Below are 14,561 nucleotides of genomic sequence, written 5' to 3'. Positions count from 1 at the left end.
ATGTCGCGGGCCTGGCTGGTCGCAAATGCGCTCTGGCTGCAGGCAGGCTGGTGGGCCTGCGTACTCGGCGCCCACCATCCGCTGTTGCTGATCGGCGTCATAGGCGGGCTGGCCGTCCACCTGGCCGGCTGTCCGCATCCACGCGCCGAAACGGCAGCAATCCTGCGCGTCGCGCTTTGCGGTTGCGCGCTGGACGCCAGCCTCGGCGCCATGGGTCTGTTCGCCTTCGGCCAGGTGCTGCTGCCACCCTGGCTGGTACTGCTCTGGCTGGTATTCGCCAGCGGATTGCGCCACAGCCTGGCCTGGGTCAGGCGCCCACTTTGGCTCGCCATGCTGGTCGGCGCCCTGGCCGGTCCGCTGGCCTATATCGCTGGCGCCAGACTCGCGGGAATCGGCCTGCCGCTAGGGACCGTCCAAAGCGCACTGCTGCTGGCGCCGCTATGGGCACTCTGGCTGCCGCTGAGCCTGCGCCTGGCGCAAGCCCCGGCACCGCGCTGAGCAATAGCGCACCGCGTCCCAGCAGCGCGCCCAGCGCTTGCGCCAGTTGAACGGCCGGCCGCACACCGGGCACTGCTTGCTCGGCAGGTCGGCTTTTTTCACAGCGCCTCCCCGGCATCCAACTTCGCCAGCAATTCCTCGCCGCGTTGCCAGAGCGCTTCGCGCCGAACCTCGTCCATGCGCCGCAGGTTGCGGTAGGCCATGGCCATGCGCGGATTGCGTTCGAGGCGCTCGGCATGGCGCATGAGAAAGTGCCAATAGAGCGCATTGAACGGGCAGGCCCGCGGCCCGGTCGCCTCGTCCACCCGGTAGGCGCAACCGCCACAGTAGTCGGACATCCGCTGGATGTAGCGGCCGCTCGCGCAATACGGCTTGGAGCCGAGGTAGCCGCCGTCGGCATGCATTACCATGCCCAGGGTATTGGGCAGCTCGACCCAGTCGAAGGCGTCCAGGTAGACCGCCAGGTACCACTCGCAGATGGCCTTGGGCGCGATGCCGGCAAGCAGCGCGAAATTGCCGGTGACCATCAGCCGCTGGATGTGGTGGGCGTAGCCCAGCTCCAGGGTCTGGCCGATGGCCTCGGCCATGCAGCGCATGCCGGTGGCACCGGTCCAGTAGAACTCGGGCAGCGCACGGCGGTTGCCGAAGGCGTTCAGCTCGGCGTACTCCGGCATGCGCAGCCAGTAGATGCCGCGCACGTATTCACGCCAGCCGATCAGTTGGCGGATGAAGCCTTCGGCGGCATTGAGCGGCACACGGCCCTGGCGATAGGCCGACTCCACATCGGCGCACAGCTGGCGCACATCGAGCAGGCCGATGTTCAGCGCCGCGCTGATCCGTGCATGGAACAGGAAGGGTTCGCCGCAGGCCATGGCATCCTGGTAGTCGCCAAACGCGGCCAGGGCGAAGTCGAGGAAATGCTGCCAGAGCGCCTGCGCCTCGACGTGCGTCACCGGGTAGTCGAAGCCCTCCAGGCGGCCGTAATGGTCGCCGAAACGTTCCGCCACCAGTTCCAGCACCTCGCGGGTGACATCGTCAGCCAGAAAACGCGCCGGGAACGGCCCGCGCAGCCCCTTGGGCAAGGCCTTGCGGTTCTCCGCGTCGAGGTTCCAGCTACCGCCGCAGGGCTGGCCGTCGGGCTCCAGCAGCAGGCCGCTGCGCCGGCGCATCTCGCGGTAGAACAGCTCCATGCGCAGTTGACGTCGCCCCGCTGCCCAGCGGGCAAAGTCCGCGCGGGAACAGAGAAAGCGCCGGTCTTCGTGCCAGTTCAACGGCAGGCCGCTATCCTCCAGCGCCTGCTGCAGGCGCCATTCGCCGCATTCGGTGATGTGCACTTCGCGGGCCCGCAGCCGGTCGCTCCAGCGGCGCAGCTCGCCGGGCAGGCTGCCGCTGTTGTGCGGATCGTCGAAGCGCACGTAGATCAACCGCCAGCCACGCTCTCGCAGTACGTCGGCGAAGTGCCGCATGGCGCTGAAGATCAGCGCGATCTTCTGCGGATGATGGGCGACGTAGCGCGCCTCTTCGGCGACCTCGGCCAGCAGTAGCACGTCCTCTTGCGGGTCAAGCGCATCGAACAGCGACAAGTCGAAGGACAGTTGGTCGCCCAGGACCAATCCCAGGCGTCGAGCGCTGTCGATCACCACTGCTGCACCAGCGAAAACGGCACTCGCAAGGGTTCGATGGCACCGCTGCGGCTGCCGCACATCTCGTCGTGGATCGAATGCTGCACCAGCTCGCAGGGCACCGCTGGAAGGTCGCGGAGGTATTCGCGGACATGGGTGACCGACAGCAGCCGGAGGACTCCGCCGTGCTCGTCGTGAAGTGCCTTGATGGTGTCTGCGGTATGCACCTGGACGACGTAGAAACCGCCCTCCAGCGACACCACTTCCAGCAGGCGTATGTTCCCGGCTGCTGCCAGCTCGGTCAGTTCCAGCAGATTCATGAGACTCTCCTGTTTCGTCGTCACCAGGGCAGGCGCGCCCCGTCGTAGGCGAAGAAGCCGCCGCTGTCGGCGGCCTTGCAGCCGTCGATCACCCGCAGAAGATCGGCAGCCGCCTGCGCCGCCGGTCGGGCGTTGGCGGCGCCGTGGAACGGTTGCGACAGGGCCGAGGCCACGGTGCCCGGATGCAGGCAGAGCAGCCGGGCCTGCGGATGCGTGCGCGCCAGTTCGATGGATGCCGTCTTCACCAGCATGTTCAGCGCCGCCTTCGAGGCACGGTAGGCGTACCAGCCGCCCAGGCGGTTGTCGCCAATGCTGCCGACCTTCGCCGACAGCAACGCCATGGCGCCCCGTCGGTCCAGCAGCGGCAGGAAGTGCCGCAACACCAGGACCGGCCCGATGGCGTTCACCTGGAACACCTGCTGCAACGCAAGGGCATCGAGATCGGCCAGGCGCTTCTCCGGCCGCACGCCGTCACGATGCAGCAAGCCGGCGGCGTGCAGGATCAGTTGGAACGGCGCATGCACCGCCACCTCGTGGGCGGCTGCGGCGATGCTCGGCGGGTCCTCGAGGTCCAGGCGCGGCGAACTACGGCGCTCCAACTCCACAACCCGGGCGCAGCGCGGATCGTCCCGCAGCAAGGCGCAAAAGGCCGCGCCTATCGCTCCGCTCGCGCCTATCACCAGTGCCCGATAGCCGTCGCCCAGCGAGGCCATGCCTGCTTGGCCGGCCATCATGGCTGGCCACCCGGCGAACGGCGGAAGAACAGGCTGACCTGCCCGAGTTCAACACCGAACTTGCTCATGCTCGACCGGTTGACCAGGGTGTCGGCGTCCATCAGGTACATCCAGTCGTCGAAGTCCACTTCGTAGGTCGAGCCATCCACCGGCAGTTGCATCCGATAGCGCCAGCGCAGGGCGTTGCCGGCGACTTCGCCGCGCGCCACCCCGACCACGTCGGCAGCCTGCCCACGCCAGCGTCCGGCGCCCTCGGGCGTCAGCGTCCAGACCCGGCGCTGGCGGGTGCCGTCGCTATACAGAAAACGCTCGTCGAGGATCAGTCGCTCGCCTTCGCGATGGCTGGCGATCTGCACGTGGAAACGCTTCGCCACCTCGCCCGAGCGTTTCTGGAAGATGCCCCACGCCTCCACCGGCGCGGCGAAGAACTGCGCGAGGTCCAGCCGCGGTTGCTCGGCGGCATAGCGCTCGACGCCCACACCACCACAGCTGCCCAGCATCAGCAGCAAGCACAGCCCGAGCAGGCGTTTCATGGTTGCTCTCCTGCAGCGATGCCGGGCCCGGCGAGGCCCAGCAGCTCGCGGCGCAACTCCGGCTTGCGGGTGCGCGCATCGAGCCAGATGGCGAAGAAGGCACGGGCGAACTGCGGGTCGTCCACAACCCGTTGCAGGCGCCCGTCGGTGTAGAAGCGGCAGCCTTTACCGGGCAGGTACAGGCCGCTGATGCGCTGTCCCGGACGCACGTCGACGAATGCCGAGCGCATCAACGCTGCCCAGGCCGCGAGTTGCACGTCGTTGGGCGGTAGTGGCGCCAGCCTGCGCATTTCCTCGAGGCTGGCGTCAACCACGGTGGCGCGGCTGAGTGAACGCCAGTAGGTCAGCTCCAGCACAAAGGGCTGCGTCAAGTCGGGGCGTACAACCGGGCTGAACAGGCGCGCGGAATACACCCGCAATCCATACCAGTGGAAATCGCCGGCCCCCACCAGGCGCGCCTCGGGCAGTTGCTCGCGCCAGTCCGCGGCGCCCACGGGGCCGCCCAGCAGCGCCAGCCCCATCAGTAACGCTGCTGCCCGGTTGCCTCCGAATGAGAAACCACGCCATGCCATGACCGCTGCCTCCCGCCGTCAAAAGCTGTACAAGCCATCCTCGACGCACCCTGCCGATAATTGTACATATTTTATTTTTGTACAACTTTTACCATGCCAACCGTCGTCGACGGGAGGTTTCCGGGACGCCGGAGGGCTTCAGATTCCATTCAGACTCCCGCCCGATACTGCTCCCATCGACAGTTCCTGTTGGGGGGAACGACATGAATCACGCCGAATGGGGCGCCCTTTTTCCCTTTCGCTTCGGCCCTGGCGCCGAACGTCAGTCCAGCCTGACGCTGCAACATGAAGGCGATCCTCAGCGCACACAGCTGGAAGCCTTCGTCCATGACTGTTTCGAGCATGTCCACCATGCCGACGTCCATCACTTCCTGCCCGAACTGCTCGGCCTGCACGACAGCCATGGGCGCCTGACCGCAGTCGCCGGCATTCGCCCGGCCAGCAGCGGCAGCCTGTTCCTCGAGCGCTACCTGGACCATCCCCTGGAAGTGCATGTCTCGCGCATCGCTGGCCGCCCGGTGGCGCGCGACGAATTGGTAGAGGTCGGCAACCTCAGCTCGCTGAGCGCCGGCAGCGCGCGCCTCATCATCATCGCCGTGACCTGGCTGCTGGCCGCCCGCGGGCTGCACTGGGTCGCCTTCACCGGCGCCGCGGGGCTGATCAACAGCTTCCATAGACTGGGCCTGGAACCCACGCTGCTGGCCGACGCCGACCCGATCCGCCTCAACGGCGACCATGAAAGCTGGGGCACCTATTACGAACAGCACCCGCATGTCTTCGCCGGCAACATCCGCTACGGCCACGACGAGCTGGAGCGCCAGGGCGTGTACCAGCGCCTGGGTTTCCCCATGCTGCTCACGGAGGCCGGACATGCAGCCTGAACTGAACCACTTCCACGAACGGTTGCGCGCCCACGCCAGCGAGCGCGGCGACCAGTTGGCCGTGCGCGGCGCCAGCGAAAGCCTCAGCTACCGCCAGCTGTTCGACGAGATCGAGCGCCGCGCCGCCTTGTTGCGCGCGCAACCGCCGGGCGTGTTCGCCCTTGCCCTGGAGAATGGCCCGCAGGCCCTGCTCTGGGACCTGGCCGCGCTCTTCGCCGAACGCCCCTGCGTGATCCTGCCGCCCTTCTTCAGCCCGGCGCAGCGCGCCCATTGCCTGACACAGAGCCAGGCGACCCTGGCGCTGACCGGCGAAGACCTGCACGCCGAGCTGGACGCCAATGGTTTCACCGGCGGCGAGCCGTTCTGGCAGCGCCCGGCGGTGGTCGACGCTGGCGTACCGGCCAGCACCGCCAAGATCACCTACACCTCCGGCAGCACCGGCGCGCCCAAGGGTGTCTGCCTGTCCGCCGAGGCCATGTTGCGGGTCGCCCGCGAACTGGAGCTGGCCAGCCGCCCCACCGCCCCACGCAAGTACCTCGCCGTGCTGCCGCTGGCCGTGCTGCTGGAAAACCTCGGGATCTACGCCGCGCTGCTGGCCGGTGCCAGCCTCACCGTGTTGCCGCAGGCGCAATTGGGCATCAGTGGCGCCAGCGGCGTGGACTGGAAGCGCCTGCTTGGCTGCATCGCCCTGAGCGGCGCGGAAAGCCTGATCCTGGTGCCGCAACTGCTGCTCGGCCTGGTCACCGCCATCGAGCGCGGCCTGATGCGCGTCGGCCCGCTGCGCTTTGTCGCGGTCGGCGGTGCGCGGGTTGCCCAGAGCCTGCTGGACCGCGCCGCTGCGGTCGGCCTGCCGGTATTCGAGGGCTACGGCCTGTCCGAATGCGCCTCGGTGGTCTGCCTGAACCGCCCCGGGGCCAACCGCCCGGGCAGCGTCGGCAAACCGCTGCCGCACGTACAGGTGTCGCTGGCCGACGACGGCGAAGTGCTGGTGCGCGGCTCGACCCTGCTCGGCTATCTCGGCGAGCCCGCATTCACCGGCCAGTGGTGGCCGACCGGCGACCTCGGCCGCTTCGACGACGACGGCTACCTGTACCTCGCCGGGCGCAAGAAGAACCAGTTCATCACCAGCTTCGGCCGCAACGTCAATCCGGAATGGATCGAGGCCGAACTCACCCAGGGCGGCGTCCTGCTGCAAGCCTTCGTCCACGGCGAAGGCCTGCCGCACAACCTCGCCCTGCTCTGGCCGCTGGACCCGCAGGCCAGCGACGAAACCCTCGAGCAGGCGGTGCAGCAGTGCAACGCCACGCTTCCCGACTACGCCCGGGTGCACGCCTGGAAACGCCTGCCCGAGCCCTTCGGCAGCGCCTCCGGGACGCTCACCGCCAATGGCCGGCCGCGCCGCGAGGAAATCCTCCGGCGCTACCAGACCACCCTTTCCGAACTTGCCAACGATTGAGGTTCGCCATGTCTTTCTTCGAACACCTGCAACAGGCCACTGCCGACGAACGCGCCGCGCTGTTCGGCGTCCCGGTGATCCGTGATGCCCTGGGCGGCGCGGTCAGCCTGGAGGGCTACGTCGCCTTCCTCACCCAGGCCTATCACCACGTCCGCCACACGGTGCCGCTGATGATGGCCTGCGGCGCCAAGCTGCCGACTCGCCTGGAATGGCTACGCGGCGCGGTTTGCGAATACATCGACGAGGAATACGGCCACGAGCAGTGGATCCTCAACGACATCGCGGCCTGCGGCGGCGACCCGGACCAGGTGCGCAACAGCCGCCCGGCCCTGCCCATCGAGCTGATGGTGGCCTTCCTCTACGACCTGATCGCCCGCGACAACCCGGTGGGCCTGTTCGGCATGGTCAACGTCCTCGAAGGCACCAGTATCGCGCTGGCCACCCAGGCCGCCGGGACCATCCAGAAGAGCCTCGGACTGCCGGCGAACGCCTTCAGCTACCTGAGCTCCCACGGTGCGCTGGACCAGGACCACATGGCCACCTACCGCGGCCTGATGGATCGCCTGGAAGATGCGCGCGACCAGGAAGCCGTCGTGCACTCGGCGAAGGTCGTCTATCGCCTGTACGCCGACATGTTCCGCGGGCTGCCCCGTGCCGAGGCCTCCCGCAGCGAGGTGAACCATGCGCTTGTCTGAATGCCGCGCGGTACTCACCGGCGCCAGCGGCGGCATCGGCCTGCAGCTGGCCGAGCAGCTCTGCGCCGCCGGCGCCCAGGTGCTTGCCATCAGCCGCCAGCAAGGTGCACTCGCCGCATTGTTGCAGCGCTACCCGCAGCAACTGCGCTGGCAGGCGGCCGACCTGCGCACCGGCCAGGGCCGCCAGGCAGTGGTCGCCGCCGCCCACGAGATGGGCGGCGTGAACCTGCTGCTCAATGCCGCCGGAGTCAACCGCTTCGCCTTGCTCGAGCAGATCGACGAGAGCGGCCTCGACGACCTGCTCAGCCTGAACATCAACGCGACCCTGCAACTGACCCGCGTGATGCTGCCGCTGCTACGCGCCCAGCCGCACGCGCTGGTGGTCAACGTCGGTTCCATCTACGGCTCCATCGGCTATCCCGGCTACGCCGCGTATTGCGCGAGCAAGTTCGCCCTGCGCGGCTTCTCCGAGGCGCTGCGCCGGGAGCTGGCCGACACCGCGGTCGACGTGCTCTACGTCGCGCCACGCGCCACCCGCACCAGCATGAACTCGGCTGCCGCCACCGCCCTCAACCTGGCGCTGAAGGTCGGCATGGACGATCCCGCCGACGTTGCCCGCTCGGTGCTCAGCGCCGTGCAGAGGAACCTAAGCGAGTTGTACCTGGGCTGGCCGGAAAAGCTCTTCGTGCGCCTAAACGGCATGCTGCCCGGGTTGATCGACCGCGCGCTGCGCAAGCAACTGCCGATGATCCGCCGCTACAGCGACGCGAATACCAAGGAGCCACTCAAATGAAGCGCCTGATCCTGCTTTGCCTGCTTGCCGCCACGCCTTTCGCCTGGGCTCTCGACCAAGGCGGCGCACACCGCCTGAGCGTCATCCAGGAGCGCTGGGCGGAGATCCAGTACCGTTTCCCGGAAGACCAGCGCGCCGCCGCCTTCGAGAAACTGGCAGCCGACAGCGCGGCCTTCACCCGCGACCAGCCGAACGCGGCCGAGGCCTGGATCTGGAACGGCATCGTCACCAGCAGCTGGGCCGGCGCCGCGGGCGGCCTCGGCGCGCTGAGCAAGGTCAAGGCGGCGCGCGCCAGCCTGGAGAAGGCGCTGCAGATCGACCCTAACGCCCTCCAGGGTTCGGCCTATACCAGCCTGGGCGCGCTCTACGACCGCGTGCCGGGCTGGCCGATCGGCTTCGGTGACGCCGACAAGGCCGAGAGCATGCTGCGCAAGGCACTGGCGCTGAATCCCGACGGCATCGACAGTCTCTACTTCTGGGGCGACCACCTGTATCGTCAGGGACGCTACGCGGAATCCCGCTCGGCTCTGCTGAAGGCCCTGCAGGCGGCTCCGCGGCCGGGCCGGGAACTGGCCGACCAGGGCCGACGCGGCGAAATCAATGCTTTACTGCAGGCAATCAAGGAAAAACAGGACTGACCATGCGGCTGCTGCTGGTAGAGGACGACACCGCCCTGGGCGAAGGGGTACGCACCGGATTGCTGCAGGAGGGCTACACCATCGATTGGCTGCAGGACGGCGTCAGTGCCCTGCACGCCCTGCAACAGGAAAGCTTCGACCTGGTGGTGCTCGATCTCGGCCTGCCGCGCCTGGACGGCATCGAGCTGCTCAAGCGCCTGCGCGCCGGAGGCTCGGCCGTACCAGTGCTGATCCTCACCGCGCGCGATGCCACCGAGGACCGCATCGCCGGCCTGGACGCCGGCGCCGACGACTACCTGATCAAGCCCTTCGACCTCAACGAGCTGAAGGCCCGCCTGCGCGCGCTGCTGCGCCGCAGCGCCGGGCGCGCCCGGGTGCTGATCGAGCACGCCGGGGTCAGTCTCGACCCGGCCACCCAGCAGGTCAGCTACCAGGGCAAGCCGGTGACGCTCACGCCCAAGGAATACGTGCTGCTGCACGAACTGCTCGCGCAACCGGGCAAGGTCTTCACCCGCGAGCGCCTCACCCAGCTGCTCTACGGCTGGGACGAGGAAGCCGAGAGCAACACACTGGAAGTGCACATCTACCACCTGCGCAAGAAACTCTTCAGCGAACTCATCCGCACCGTGCGAGGCATCGGCTACCTGGTGGAAGGCCAGGCATGAACTCGCTGCGCCAACGCACCCTCTGGCGGGTCATGTTGCTGATGCTGATCGGCACCGGCTTGCTCACCCTGTACAACTACCACGACAGCAGCCACGAGATCGCCGAGGTCTACGACGCCCACCTGGCGCAGAACGCCCGCCTGCTGCAGGGCGTGATGAGCCTGCCGCTGGGCGATGCCGAAAGCCATGTGCTCTACAGCGCCTTCGACAATGCCCTCAGCCAGGCCGGCAAGCACAAGATCGGCCACCCCTACGAGAACAAGCTGGCCTTCCAGGTGTGGCGCGAAAGTGGCGAAATCCTGGTGCACACGCCCAGCGCGCCAACCTTCACCGCGCCGCTGCGCAAGCCTGGTTTCGCCAACTACAAGGTCGAAGGCCACCAGTGGCGCGGCTTCCTGCTGCCGGTGCCGGAGCAGAAACTGCTGATCTGGGTCGGCGAGCGCAACGACGTGCGCGACGACCTGGTGTCGCGCATCGTCCGCCACACCCTGCTGCCCTTCCTGATCGGCAGCCTGGCGCTGGTGCTGCTGGTCTGGCTGGCCATCGGCTGGGGCCTGCAGCCGTTGCAGAACATGGCGCGGGTGATCCGCGCGCGGCACGCAGAATCCCTGGAGCCGCTGCAGCTGGTGCCGCTGCCGAAGGAACTGGAGCCGATGCAGGCGGCGCTCAACCGACTGCTCGGACAGATCGACAGCCTGCTGCGCCGCGAGCACCGCTTCATCGCCGATGCCGCCCATGAGATGCGCACGCCCCTGGCGATCCTCCGCCTGCATGCGCAGAACGCCCTGCAGGCGCGCAGCGACGAAGAGCGCCAGGCGGCCCTGGACTTCCTCATCGGCGGCGTCGACCGCCTGAGCCGGGTGGTCAACCAACTGCTGACCCTGGCGCGCATCGAGCCCCAGCTCAGCCAGCGCCAGTGGAAGCCGGTGGACCTCGCCGGCGTGGCCACCGATACCCTCGCCGAGCTGACGCCCTGGATCCTCGGCCAAGGCCAGGAGCCGAGCCTGGATATCGCCGAAGGCGACTACCGCCTGGAGAGCGACGGCAACGCCCTGGGCATCGCCCTGCAGAACCTGGTGACCAATGCAGTGAAGCACTCGCCGCCGGGTGGCCAGGTACGTGTGGGCCTGCGGCGCGACGGCGAGCATTTCGAACTGAGCGTCGAGGACGACGGCCCCGGCATCGCCGAAGACAAACTGGAGCGGGTGTTCCAGCGCTTCTACAGCGAGGGCCGCCAGGACGGCGCGGGCCTCGGGCTGTCGATCGTCGCCATGATCGTGCAGCGCCTGGGCGGCACCGTGGCGCTACGCAACCGCGAAGGCGGCGGCCTGTGCGCCACCTTACGGTTGCCCCGCCGCCACGATGCGGCCGACGAGCCCTTGGCCCCGCCCCTCTAGCACCCTCAGCGCTTGGCCGCCAGCGCCGCCAGCAGCGGTGCGGCCTGCTCGTCGGTGAGGGCCGGATACACCTCCATGTGCATGATGTCGTTCCACTCGAGCAACCAGGTCTGCAGCAGCGCCGGGTCGTCCGCCTCGGCCAGGCCGAAGCCGCCGACGCGCCCGACCGCATGCCAGCGCCCTTTCATGGTGACGCCCGCCGGCGGCAGCGCGCCCGTCTTGAGGAAGCGCCCGATGGCGATGTCGCGTTTATCGGGCATGACTGTCCAGTTGACGATGAAAAGCATTTCCCACCTCCTGTCCGGATAGACCATGGGTCTTCGCGTGCCCAGTACGGCACCGCAGCCATGGCACGCCGGTGTTAGCCAAGCGTTACAGCCAGGGGGCTTGGAGCGGTCTCTCAGGCATAGGCATAGCAGGATTCGGCGCGCCGGCAGCGCCGTTCATCCCGCGCGGTTCACGTATGTGGCAGCGGCAGATGGAAGGCGGCGGCCAGCGCCGGGATCGTCCGCAGGCTATGCAGGTCCAGCAGGGTGAAGTAGCCGCCGCGCCCTTTCGGCAGCCAGCCGCCGGTGTCGATATGGATGACGTTGCCGAGCATGGCGGGCCGTTGCAGCGGCGTATGCCCGACCACCACCGCAGAGATACCGCGCACCCGCGAAGCGTCGCCGCTCATGATGCGCTGACTCGACCACAGGCAGTGCTCCAGCAACTCCTCGCTCCCGCCCGCCTCCCGCTCCACTGCGATCCTCAGGGCCGTCCAGTCGGCGCTGGGCACATCGGCATGCACGATGCCGATCCGCCCTTCGGGCACCTCGACCTCGATCAGCAGGGGAAGCCGCGCCAACCGGGTGGCGATGTTGTCGCGCGCAGCATCGGCAAGGCCATAGAACCAGGCTCCGCCGTTGGAGAAATGCAGGTCGACCTGCGCGTTGAGCAGCATGTGCTCATGGTTGCCGCGCACGGGAAAGAACCAGGGATATGCCAGCCACTCCAGTACCCGTTCGCACTCCGGCCCACGGTCGATCAGGTCGCCGACGGAGAACAGCCGGTCCCTGGCCGGATCGAATGCTGCCTCCTGCAGGGCGACGGCGACCCGGGAGAAATGCCCATGGATGTCCCCCACCGCGAAATCGCGGCCACGGAGGTTGCGCGGGAATCGTTGGAGCATGGCTGCCCCCTCGTCCGCCAAGGCGCTGCAGCACCGCGCCGCGCGCTGCGAACGGAACGCCTTGCCCATTGTCGGACCGTCCGAGTGGCGGGGATATCGTCTTCGGACCGGGGGCCGTTTGCGAGCGCCCTCAGACCGCCACGACCCCGCCGGCCTTCACCCGGTTGGCCAGGTCATGGGCCTTGTCGACGCATTCATGCACCAGGCCGATGGCCTGCATGAGCGCCTCGATCTGCTCCTCCGGTAGCGTCTTGACCACTTGCCAGATGACATGCGCGGCCTCTTCACCCATCTGTGCGATGTCCTGCAGTTCACGGCGCAGCTGCTGATTGGGTCTGTTCATGCTCTGCCTCTCTCGGGTTTTCCAGGAGGTTAGCCGCTCCTTCGGCGAGCGACCAAACCGACGTCATGCCCGATGACATAGTCGGATCGCCATGGGGCTGGGTCAGGGCCGCCTACAACCGCAGCTGATAGGCAATCGCTCCCCTCGACTCGACGGCGCCGCCGATCACGCCTCGGCGAACACCTGCACCACCTGCTCGATGACGGCCCGAATCCGCGCGGTGTAACGCAGGTCTTCATGGGTCACCAACCAGACTTCGTAGGGCTTGCTGCGCTCGCGCTCCGGCCAGATCCGCACCAGGCCGTCCCGCTCGCCTATGTACAGCGGCAGCTCGCCGAGTCCGAGGCCGGCGGCGACGGCCGTGCGCACCATCATGCTGGAGTTGACCGCTGCCACTATCCGCCCTGCCCCAGCCGATTCGCCCAGCAAGGTCAGCGGCCGGCCCTCGCTCAAATAAGGTTCGTAGGCCACCAGGTCATGCCCCCTGAATGCCGTGCCCGGTTCAGGCATGCCGTGGCTGTCGAGGTAGGCCCGGGACGCGAAAAGGCACATCGGCCAGCGGGTGAGCCGCTTGACGATCAGGTCGGGGTTTTCGGGCTTCTGCGTCCGAATGGCGATGTCCGCCTCGCGCCTGGAAAGGTTCAGCAGCTGCGAAGAGCTCGTCAGCACCACCCGCACTTCCGGATGCTCGGCATGCACCCGGGCGATGGCAGGAATGACGAAGTCGACGGCGAGGAAGTCGGTGGTGGTCACCCGCACCTCGCCCGACAGCGCCTTGTCCAGCCCCTGGGTCCTGCGCACCAGCTCGGTGGCTGCAGCCTCCATGCTTTCGGCAGCCTCGAATGCGGACTCGCCGGCCTCGGTCAGCAGGTAGCCAGTGGACGTGCGCAGGAACAGCGTGGAGCCAAGGGCGCGCTCCATCGCGGCAATACGCCGCCCTACGGTCGCCTGGTCGACATGCAACACGCGGGCGGCCCCACGTAGCGTCTGCGCTCGGCCGAGCGCCAGAAGCACCCGGGCATCGTCCCAGTTCATGGCCTTTCCTCATGATGCATTTTTGCATCTCATGGATGAGATAACACTGCGAGACTGCATCATACAGCGCCACTAGCATGGCGAGCATCCAGACCAGGCCACACCCGGCCAGGTCCTCCTCAGGAAGCCAGCATGCGCGATTTCACCCCCCATGTTCCCGCCCACATGACCGCCATCGAGATCACCCAACCGGGTGGCCCCGAAGTCCTGATGCCGGTGCAACGGCAGACGCCAAAACCCGCGCCCGGCGAAGTGCTGGTTCGTGTTCTTGCAGCGGGCGTGAATGGTCCTGACGTGCTGCAACGCAAGGGCTTCTACGCCCCGCCGGCGGGGGCTTCCGACATCCCCGGGCTGGAAATCGCGGGAGAAGTGGTTGCCCTCGGCAGCGAGTCCAGCCGCTTCGCCATCGGCGACAAGGTCAGCGCGCTGATTCAGGGCGGCGGCTACGCCGAGTACGCGGTGGTCAACGAACTCACCACGCTGCAATGGCCTGAAGGCCTGAGCATGATCGAGGCAGCGGCGCTGCCGGAAACCTTCATGACCGTCTGGGTCAACCTCTTCCAGCGCGGCCAGTTCAAGCCAGGCGAAACACTGCTGATCCACGGCGGCGCTTCGGGTATCGGAACCACGGCGACCATGCTGGGCAAGGCGTTCGGCGCGGCGAAGATCATCACCACGCTGAGGAACGAACCGCAGCGCCAGGCCAGCCTGGCACTGGGTGCGGACCTGGCCGTCAATTACCTGCAGGAGGACTTCGTCGAAGAAGTGATGAAGGCCACCGACGGCCGCGGCGTGGATGTGATCGTCGACATCATCGCCGGCGACTACGTGGGCAGGAACTTCCAGGCCGCCGCGCTGAACGGCCGCGTGGTGCAGATCGGCGTAATCAAAGGCGCGGCGAAAGAACTGGACCTCATGCCCCTGCTGACCAAGCGGCTGACCCTTATCGGCTCGACCCTGCGCATCCGCAGCCCCGAAGAGAAAGCACAGATCATCGACGAACTGGAAGCGCAGGTATGGCCGCTGATCCAGGCCGGAAAGCTCAAGCCGGTGATCTTCCAGACCTTCGATCTTACCCACGCTCGCGAAGCCCATGAACTGATCGACCGCAGCGGCCATATCGGCAAGATCGTGCTGACCGTGCAGCATCAAGGCTGACAATGGAGGGCCCGCTGCGCAGCAGTGGGCCCTCGCACGGAGCCTATAGT

Annotated in this window: 19 protein-coding genes; 9 read left to right on the top strand and 10 right to left on the bottom strand. The window is 67.5% G+C overall.

The window, feature by feature from the left end; all coding sequences use genetic code 11:
* Window positions 1–498, top strand: a complete 498-nt coding sequence (locus ACA097_RS24440) for a DUF2878 domain-containing protein (protein WP_371366521.1) — start codon at window positions 1–3, stop codon at window positions 496–498.
* On the opposite strand, the gene ACA097_RS24435 is transcribed toward ACA097_RS24440, so the two are convergent.
* The 6 genes from ACA097_RS24435 to ACA097_RS24410 are packed head-to-tail and all read right to left on the bottom strand — an operon-like array spanning window position 439 to window position 4,228.
* Window positions 439–600 (bottom strand): DUF2256 domain-containing protein, encoded by a 162-nt coding sequence (locus ACA097_RS24435; RefSeq protein ID WP_371366519.1) that lies wholly within the window; start codon window positions 598–600, stop codon window positions 439–441. The genes ACA097_RS24440 and ACA097_RS24435 overlap by 60 nt on opposite strands.
* A complete protein-coding gene (locus ACA097_RS24430) occupies window positions 597–2,138 on the bottom strand; it encodes a cryptochrome/photolyase family protein (RefSeq protein WP_371366517.1) in 1,542 nt (513 codons plus the stop codon). The genes ACA097_RS24435 and ACA097_RS24430 overlap by 4 nt, the downstream gene beginning before the upstream one ends.
* The gene (locus ACA097_RS24425; RefSeq protein ID WP_167333393.1) at window positions 2,135–2,440 is read right to left on the bottom strand and encodes a DUF6482 family protein; all 306 of its coding nucleotides are present in this window, start codon (window positions 2,438–2,440) and stop codon (window positions 2,135–2,137) included. The genes ACA097_RS24430 and ACA097_RS24425 overlap by 4 nt, the downstream gene beginning before the upstream one ends.
* 20 nt (window positions 2,441–2,460) lie before the next feature.
* Complete coding sequence (locus tag ACA097_RS24420) at window positions 2,461–3,171, bottom strand: SDR family oxidoreductase (protein ID WP_371370570.1); 711 nt, start codon at window positions 3,169–3,171, stop codon at window positions 2,461–2,463.
* The gene (locus tag ACA097_RS24415) at window positions 3,171–3,707 is read right to left on the bottom strand and encodes a DUF3833 domain-containing protein (protein ID WP_043253201.1); all 537 of its coding nucleotides are present in this window, start codon (window positions 3,705–3,707) and stop codon (window positions 3,171–3,173) included. The genes ACA097_RS24420 and ACA097_RS24415 overlap by 1 nt, the downstream gene beginning before the upstream one ends.
* Window positions 3,704–4,228 carry a chalcone isomerase family protein gene (locus ACA097_RS24410; RefSeq protein ID WP_371366515.1) on the bottom strand — a complete coding sequence of 175 codons (525 nt, stop codon included), beginning with the start codon at window positions 4,226–4,228 and terminating at the stop codon, window positions 3,704–3,706. Before ACA097_RS24410 ends, ACA097_RS24415 begins: the two co-directional genes overlap by 4 nt.
* A gap of 254 nt (window positions 4,229–4,482) precedes the next feature.
* Here ACA097_RS24410 and ACA097_RS24405 point away from each other — a divergent pair, with 254 nt between their 5' ends.
* Genes ACA097_RS24405 through ACA097_RS24375 form a run of 7 tightly spaced genes read left to right on the top strand, consistent with a single transcriptional unit; the run spans window position 4,483 to window position 10,804 of the window.
* Window positions 4,483–5,160: a thermostable hemolysin gene (locus ACA097_RS24405; protein ID WP_043253203.1), complete on the top strand. Its 678-nt coding sequence runs from the start codon at window positions 4,483–4,485 to the stop codon at window positions 5,158–5,160.
* Window positions 5,150–6,616: an AMP-binding protein gene (locus ACA097_RS24400; protein WP_371366513.1), complete on the top strand. Its 1,467-nt coding sequence runs from the start codon at window positions 5,150–5,152 to the stop codon at window positions 6,614–6,616. The genes ACA097_RS24405 and ACA097_RS24400 overlap by 11 nt, the downstream gene beginning before the upstream one ends.
* Window positions 6,617–6,624: 8 nt before the next feature.
* On the top strand, window positions 6,625–7,311 hold the full coding sequence (locus tag ACA097_RS24395; protein WP_043253205.1) for a TenA family transcriptional regulator: 687 nt from the start codon (window positions 6,625–6,627) through the stop codon (window positions 7,309–7,311).
* Entirely contained in the window at window positions 7,298–8,104 is an 807-nt protein-coding gene (locus ACA097_RS24390; RefSeq protein ID WP_371366511.1) for an SDR family oxidoreductase, read from the top strand. The genes ACA097_RS24395 and ACA097_RS24390 overlap by 14 nt, the downstream gene beginning before the upstream one ends.
* On the top strand, window positions 8,101–8,742 hold the full coding sequence (locus ACA097_RS24385) for a tetratricopeptide repeat protein (protein ID WP_043253207.1): 642 nt from the start codon (window positions 8,101–8,103) through the stop codon (window positions 8,740–8,742). Before ACA097_RS24390 ends, ACA097_RS24385 begins: the two co-directional genes overlap by 4 nt.
* 2 nt (window positions 8,743–8,744) lie before the next feature.
* The gene (locus ACA097_RS24380; RefSeq protein WP_043253208.1) at window positions 8,745–9,407 is read left to right on the top strand and encodes a response regulator; all 663 of its coding nucleotides are present in this window, start codon (window positions 8,745–8,747) and stop codon (window positions 9,405–9,407) included.
* Entirely contained in the window at window positions 9,404–10,804 is a 1,401-nt protein-coding gene (locus ACA097_RS24375) for a sensor histidine kinase (RefSeq protein ID WP_371366509.1), read from the top strand. The genes ACA097_RS24380 and ACA097_RS24375 overlap by 4 nt, the downstream gene beginning before the upstream one ends.
* Before the next feature lie 5 nt (window positions 10,805–10,809).
* On the opposite strand, the gene ACA097_RS24370 is transcribed toward ACA097_RS24375, so the two are convergent.
* The 4 genes from ACA097_RS24370 to ACA097_RS24355 all read right to left on the bottom strand — a co-directional run bounded on the left by ACA097_RS24370 (window position 10,810) and on the right by ACA097_RS24355 (window position 13,353).
* On the bottom strand, window positions 10,810–11,091 hold the full coding sequence (locus ACA097_RS24370) for a DUF3303 domain-containing protein (protein ID WP_160287531.1): 282 nt from the start codon (window positions 11,089–11,091) through the stop codon (window positions 10,810–10,812).
* A gap of 170 nt (window positions 11,092–11,261) precedes the next feature.
* Window positions 11,262–11,975, bottom strand: coding sequence for a metallophosphoesterase (locus tag ACA097_RS24365; RefSeq protein ID WP_371366507.1), 714 nt, complete (start codon window positions 11,973–11,975; stop codon window positions 11,262–11,264).
* A 130-nt stretch (window positions 11,976–12,105) separates the two neighbouring features.
* Entirely contained in the window at window positions 12,106–12,318 is a 213-nt protein-coding gene (locus ACA097_RS24360; protein WP_160287532.1) for a hypothetical protein, read from the bottom strand.
* 165 nt (window positions 12,319–12,483) lie between these two features.
* Window positions 12,484–13,353, bottom strand: a complete 870-nt coding sequence (locus ACA097_RS24355; RefSeq protein ID WP_371366505.1) for a LysR family transcriptional regulator — start codon at window positions 13,351–13,353, stop codon at window positions 12,484–12,486.
* 165 nt (window positions 13,354–13,518) lie between these two features.
* Between ACA097_RS24355 and ACA097_RS24350 the strand changes: the two genes are divergently transcribed.
* Window positions 13,519–14,511, top strand: coding sequence for an NAD(P)H-quinone oxidoreductase (locus ACA097_RS24350; RefSeq protein WP_371370569.1), 993 nt, complete (start codon window positions 13,519–13,521; stop codon window positions 14,509–14,511).
* Window positions 14,512–14,561: the final 50 nt, after the last annotated feature.

The organism is Pseudomonas sp. QL9 (genome assembly GCF_041409665.1).
Lineage (GTDB): Bacteria > Pseudomonadota > Gammaproteobacteria > Pseudomonadales > Pseudomonadaceae > Pseudomonas > Pseudomonas knackmussii.
Note: the sequence above shows the minus strand (reverse complement) of the source record. Positions and strands in the feature narration are given on the sequence as shown.

Coding starts and splice junctions, on each gene's coding strand:
- ACA097_RS24370 (WP_160287531.1), bottom strand. CDS start 11,091: ATGCTTTTCATCGTCAACTGGACAGTCATGCCCGATAAACGCGACATC.
- ACA097_RS24395 (WP_043253205.1), top strand. CDS start 6,625: ATGTCTTTCTTCGAACACCTGCAACAGGCCACTGCCGACGAACGCGCC.
- ACA097_RS24365 (WP_371366507.1), bottom strand. CDS start 11,975: ATGCTCCAACGATTCCCGCGCAACCTCCGTGGCCGCGATTTCGCGGTG.
- ACA097_RS24405 (WP_043253203.1), top strand. CDS start 4,483: ATGAATCACGCCGAATGGGGCGCCCTTTTTCCCTTTCGCTTCGGCCCT.
- ACA097_RS24400 (WP_371366513.1), top strand. CDS start 5,150: ATGCAGCCTGAACTGAACCACTTCCACGAACGGTTGCGCGCCCACGCC.
- ACA097_RS24380 (WP_043253208.1), top strand. CDS start 8,745: ATGCGGCTGCTGCTGGTAGAGGACGACACCGCCCTGGGCGAAGGGGTA.
- ACA097_RS24415 (WP_043253201.1), bottom strand. CDS start 3,707: ATGAAACGCCTGCTCGGGCTGTGCTTGCTGCTGATGCTGGGCAGCTGT.
- ACA097_RS24355 (WP_371366505.1), bottom strand. CDS start 13,353: ATGAACTGGGACGATGCCCGGGTGCTTCTGGCGCTCGGCCGAGCGCAG.
- ACA097_RS24390 (WP_371366511.1), top strand. CDS start 7,298: ATGCGCTTGTCTGAATGCCGCGCGGTACTCACCGGCGCCAGCGGCGGC.
- ACA097_RS24425 (WP_167333393.1), bottom strand. CDS start 2,440: ATGAATCTGCTGGAACTGACCGAGCTGGCAGCAGCCGGGAACATACGC.
- ACA097_RS24410 (WP_371366515.1), bottom strand. CDS start 4,228: ATGGGGCTGGCGCTGCTGGGCGGCCCCGTGGGCGCCGCGGACTGGCGC.
- ACA097_RS24440 (WP_371366521.1), top strand. CDS start 1: ATGTCGCGGGCCTGGCTGGTCGCAAATGCGCTCTGGCTGCAGGCAGGC.
- ACA097_RS24385 (WP_043253207.1), top strand. CDS start 8,101: ATGAAGCGCCTGATCCTGCTTTGCCTGCTTGCCGCCACGCCTTTCGCC.
- ACA097_RS24360 (WP_160287532.1), bottom strand. CDS start 12,318: ATGAACAGACCCAATCAGCAGCTGCGCCGTGAACTGCAGGACATCGCA.
- ACA097_RS24350 (WP_371370569.1), top strand. CDS start 13,519: ATGACCGCCATCGAGATCACCCAACCGGGTGGCCCCGAAGTCCTGATG.
- ACA097_RS24420 (WP_371370570.1), bottom strand. CDS start 3,171: ATGGCCGGCCAAGCAGGCATGGCCTCGCTGGGCGACGGCTATCGGGCA.
- ACA097_RS24375 (WP_371366509.1), top strand. CDS start 9,404: ATGAACTCGCTGCGCCAACGCACCCTCTGGCGGGTCATGTTGCTGATG.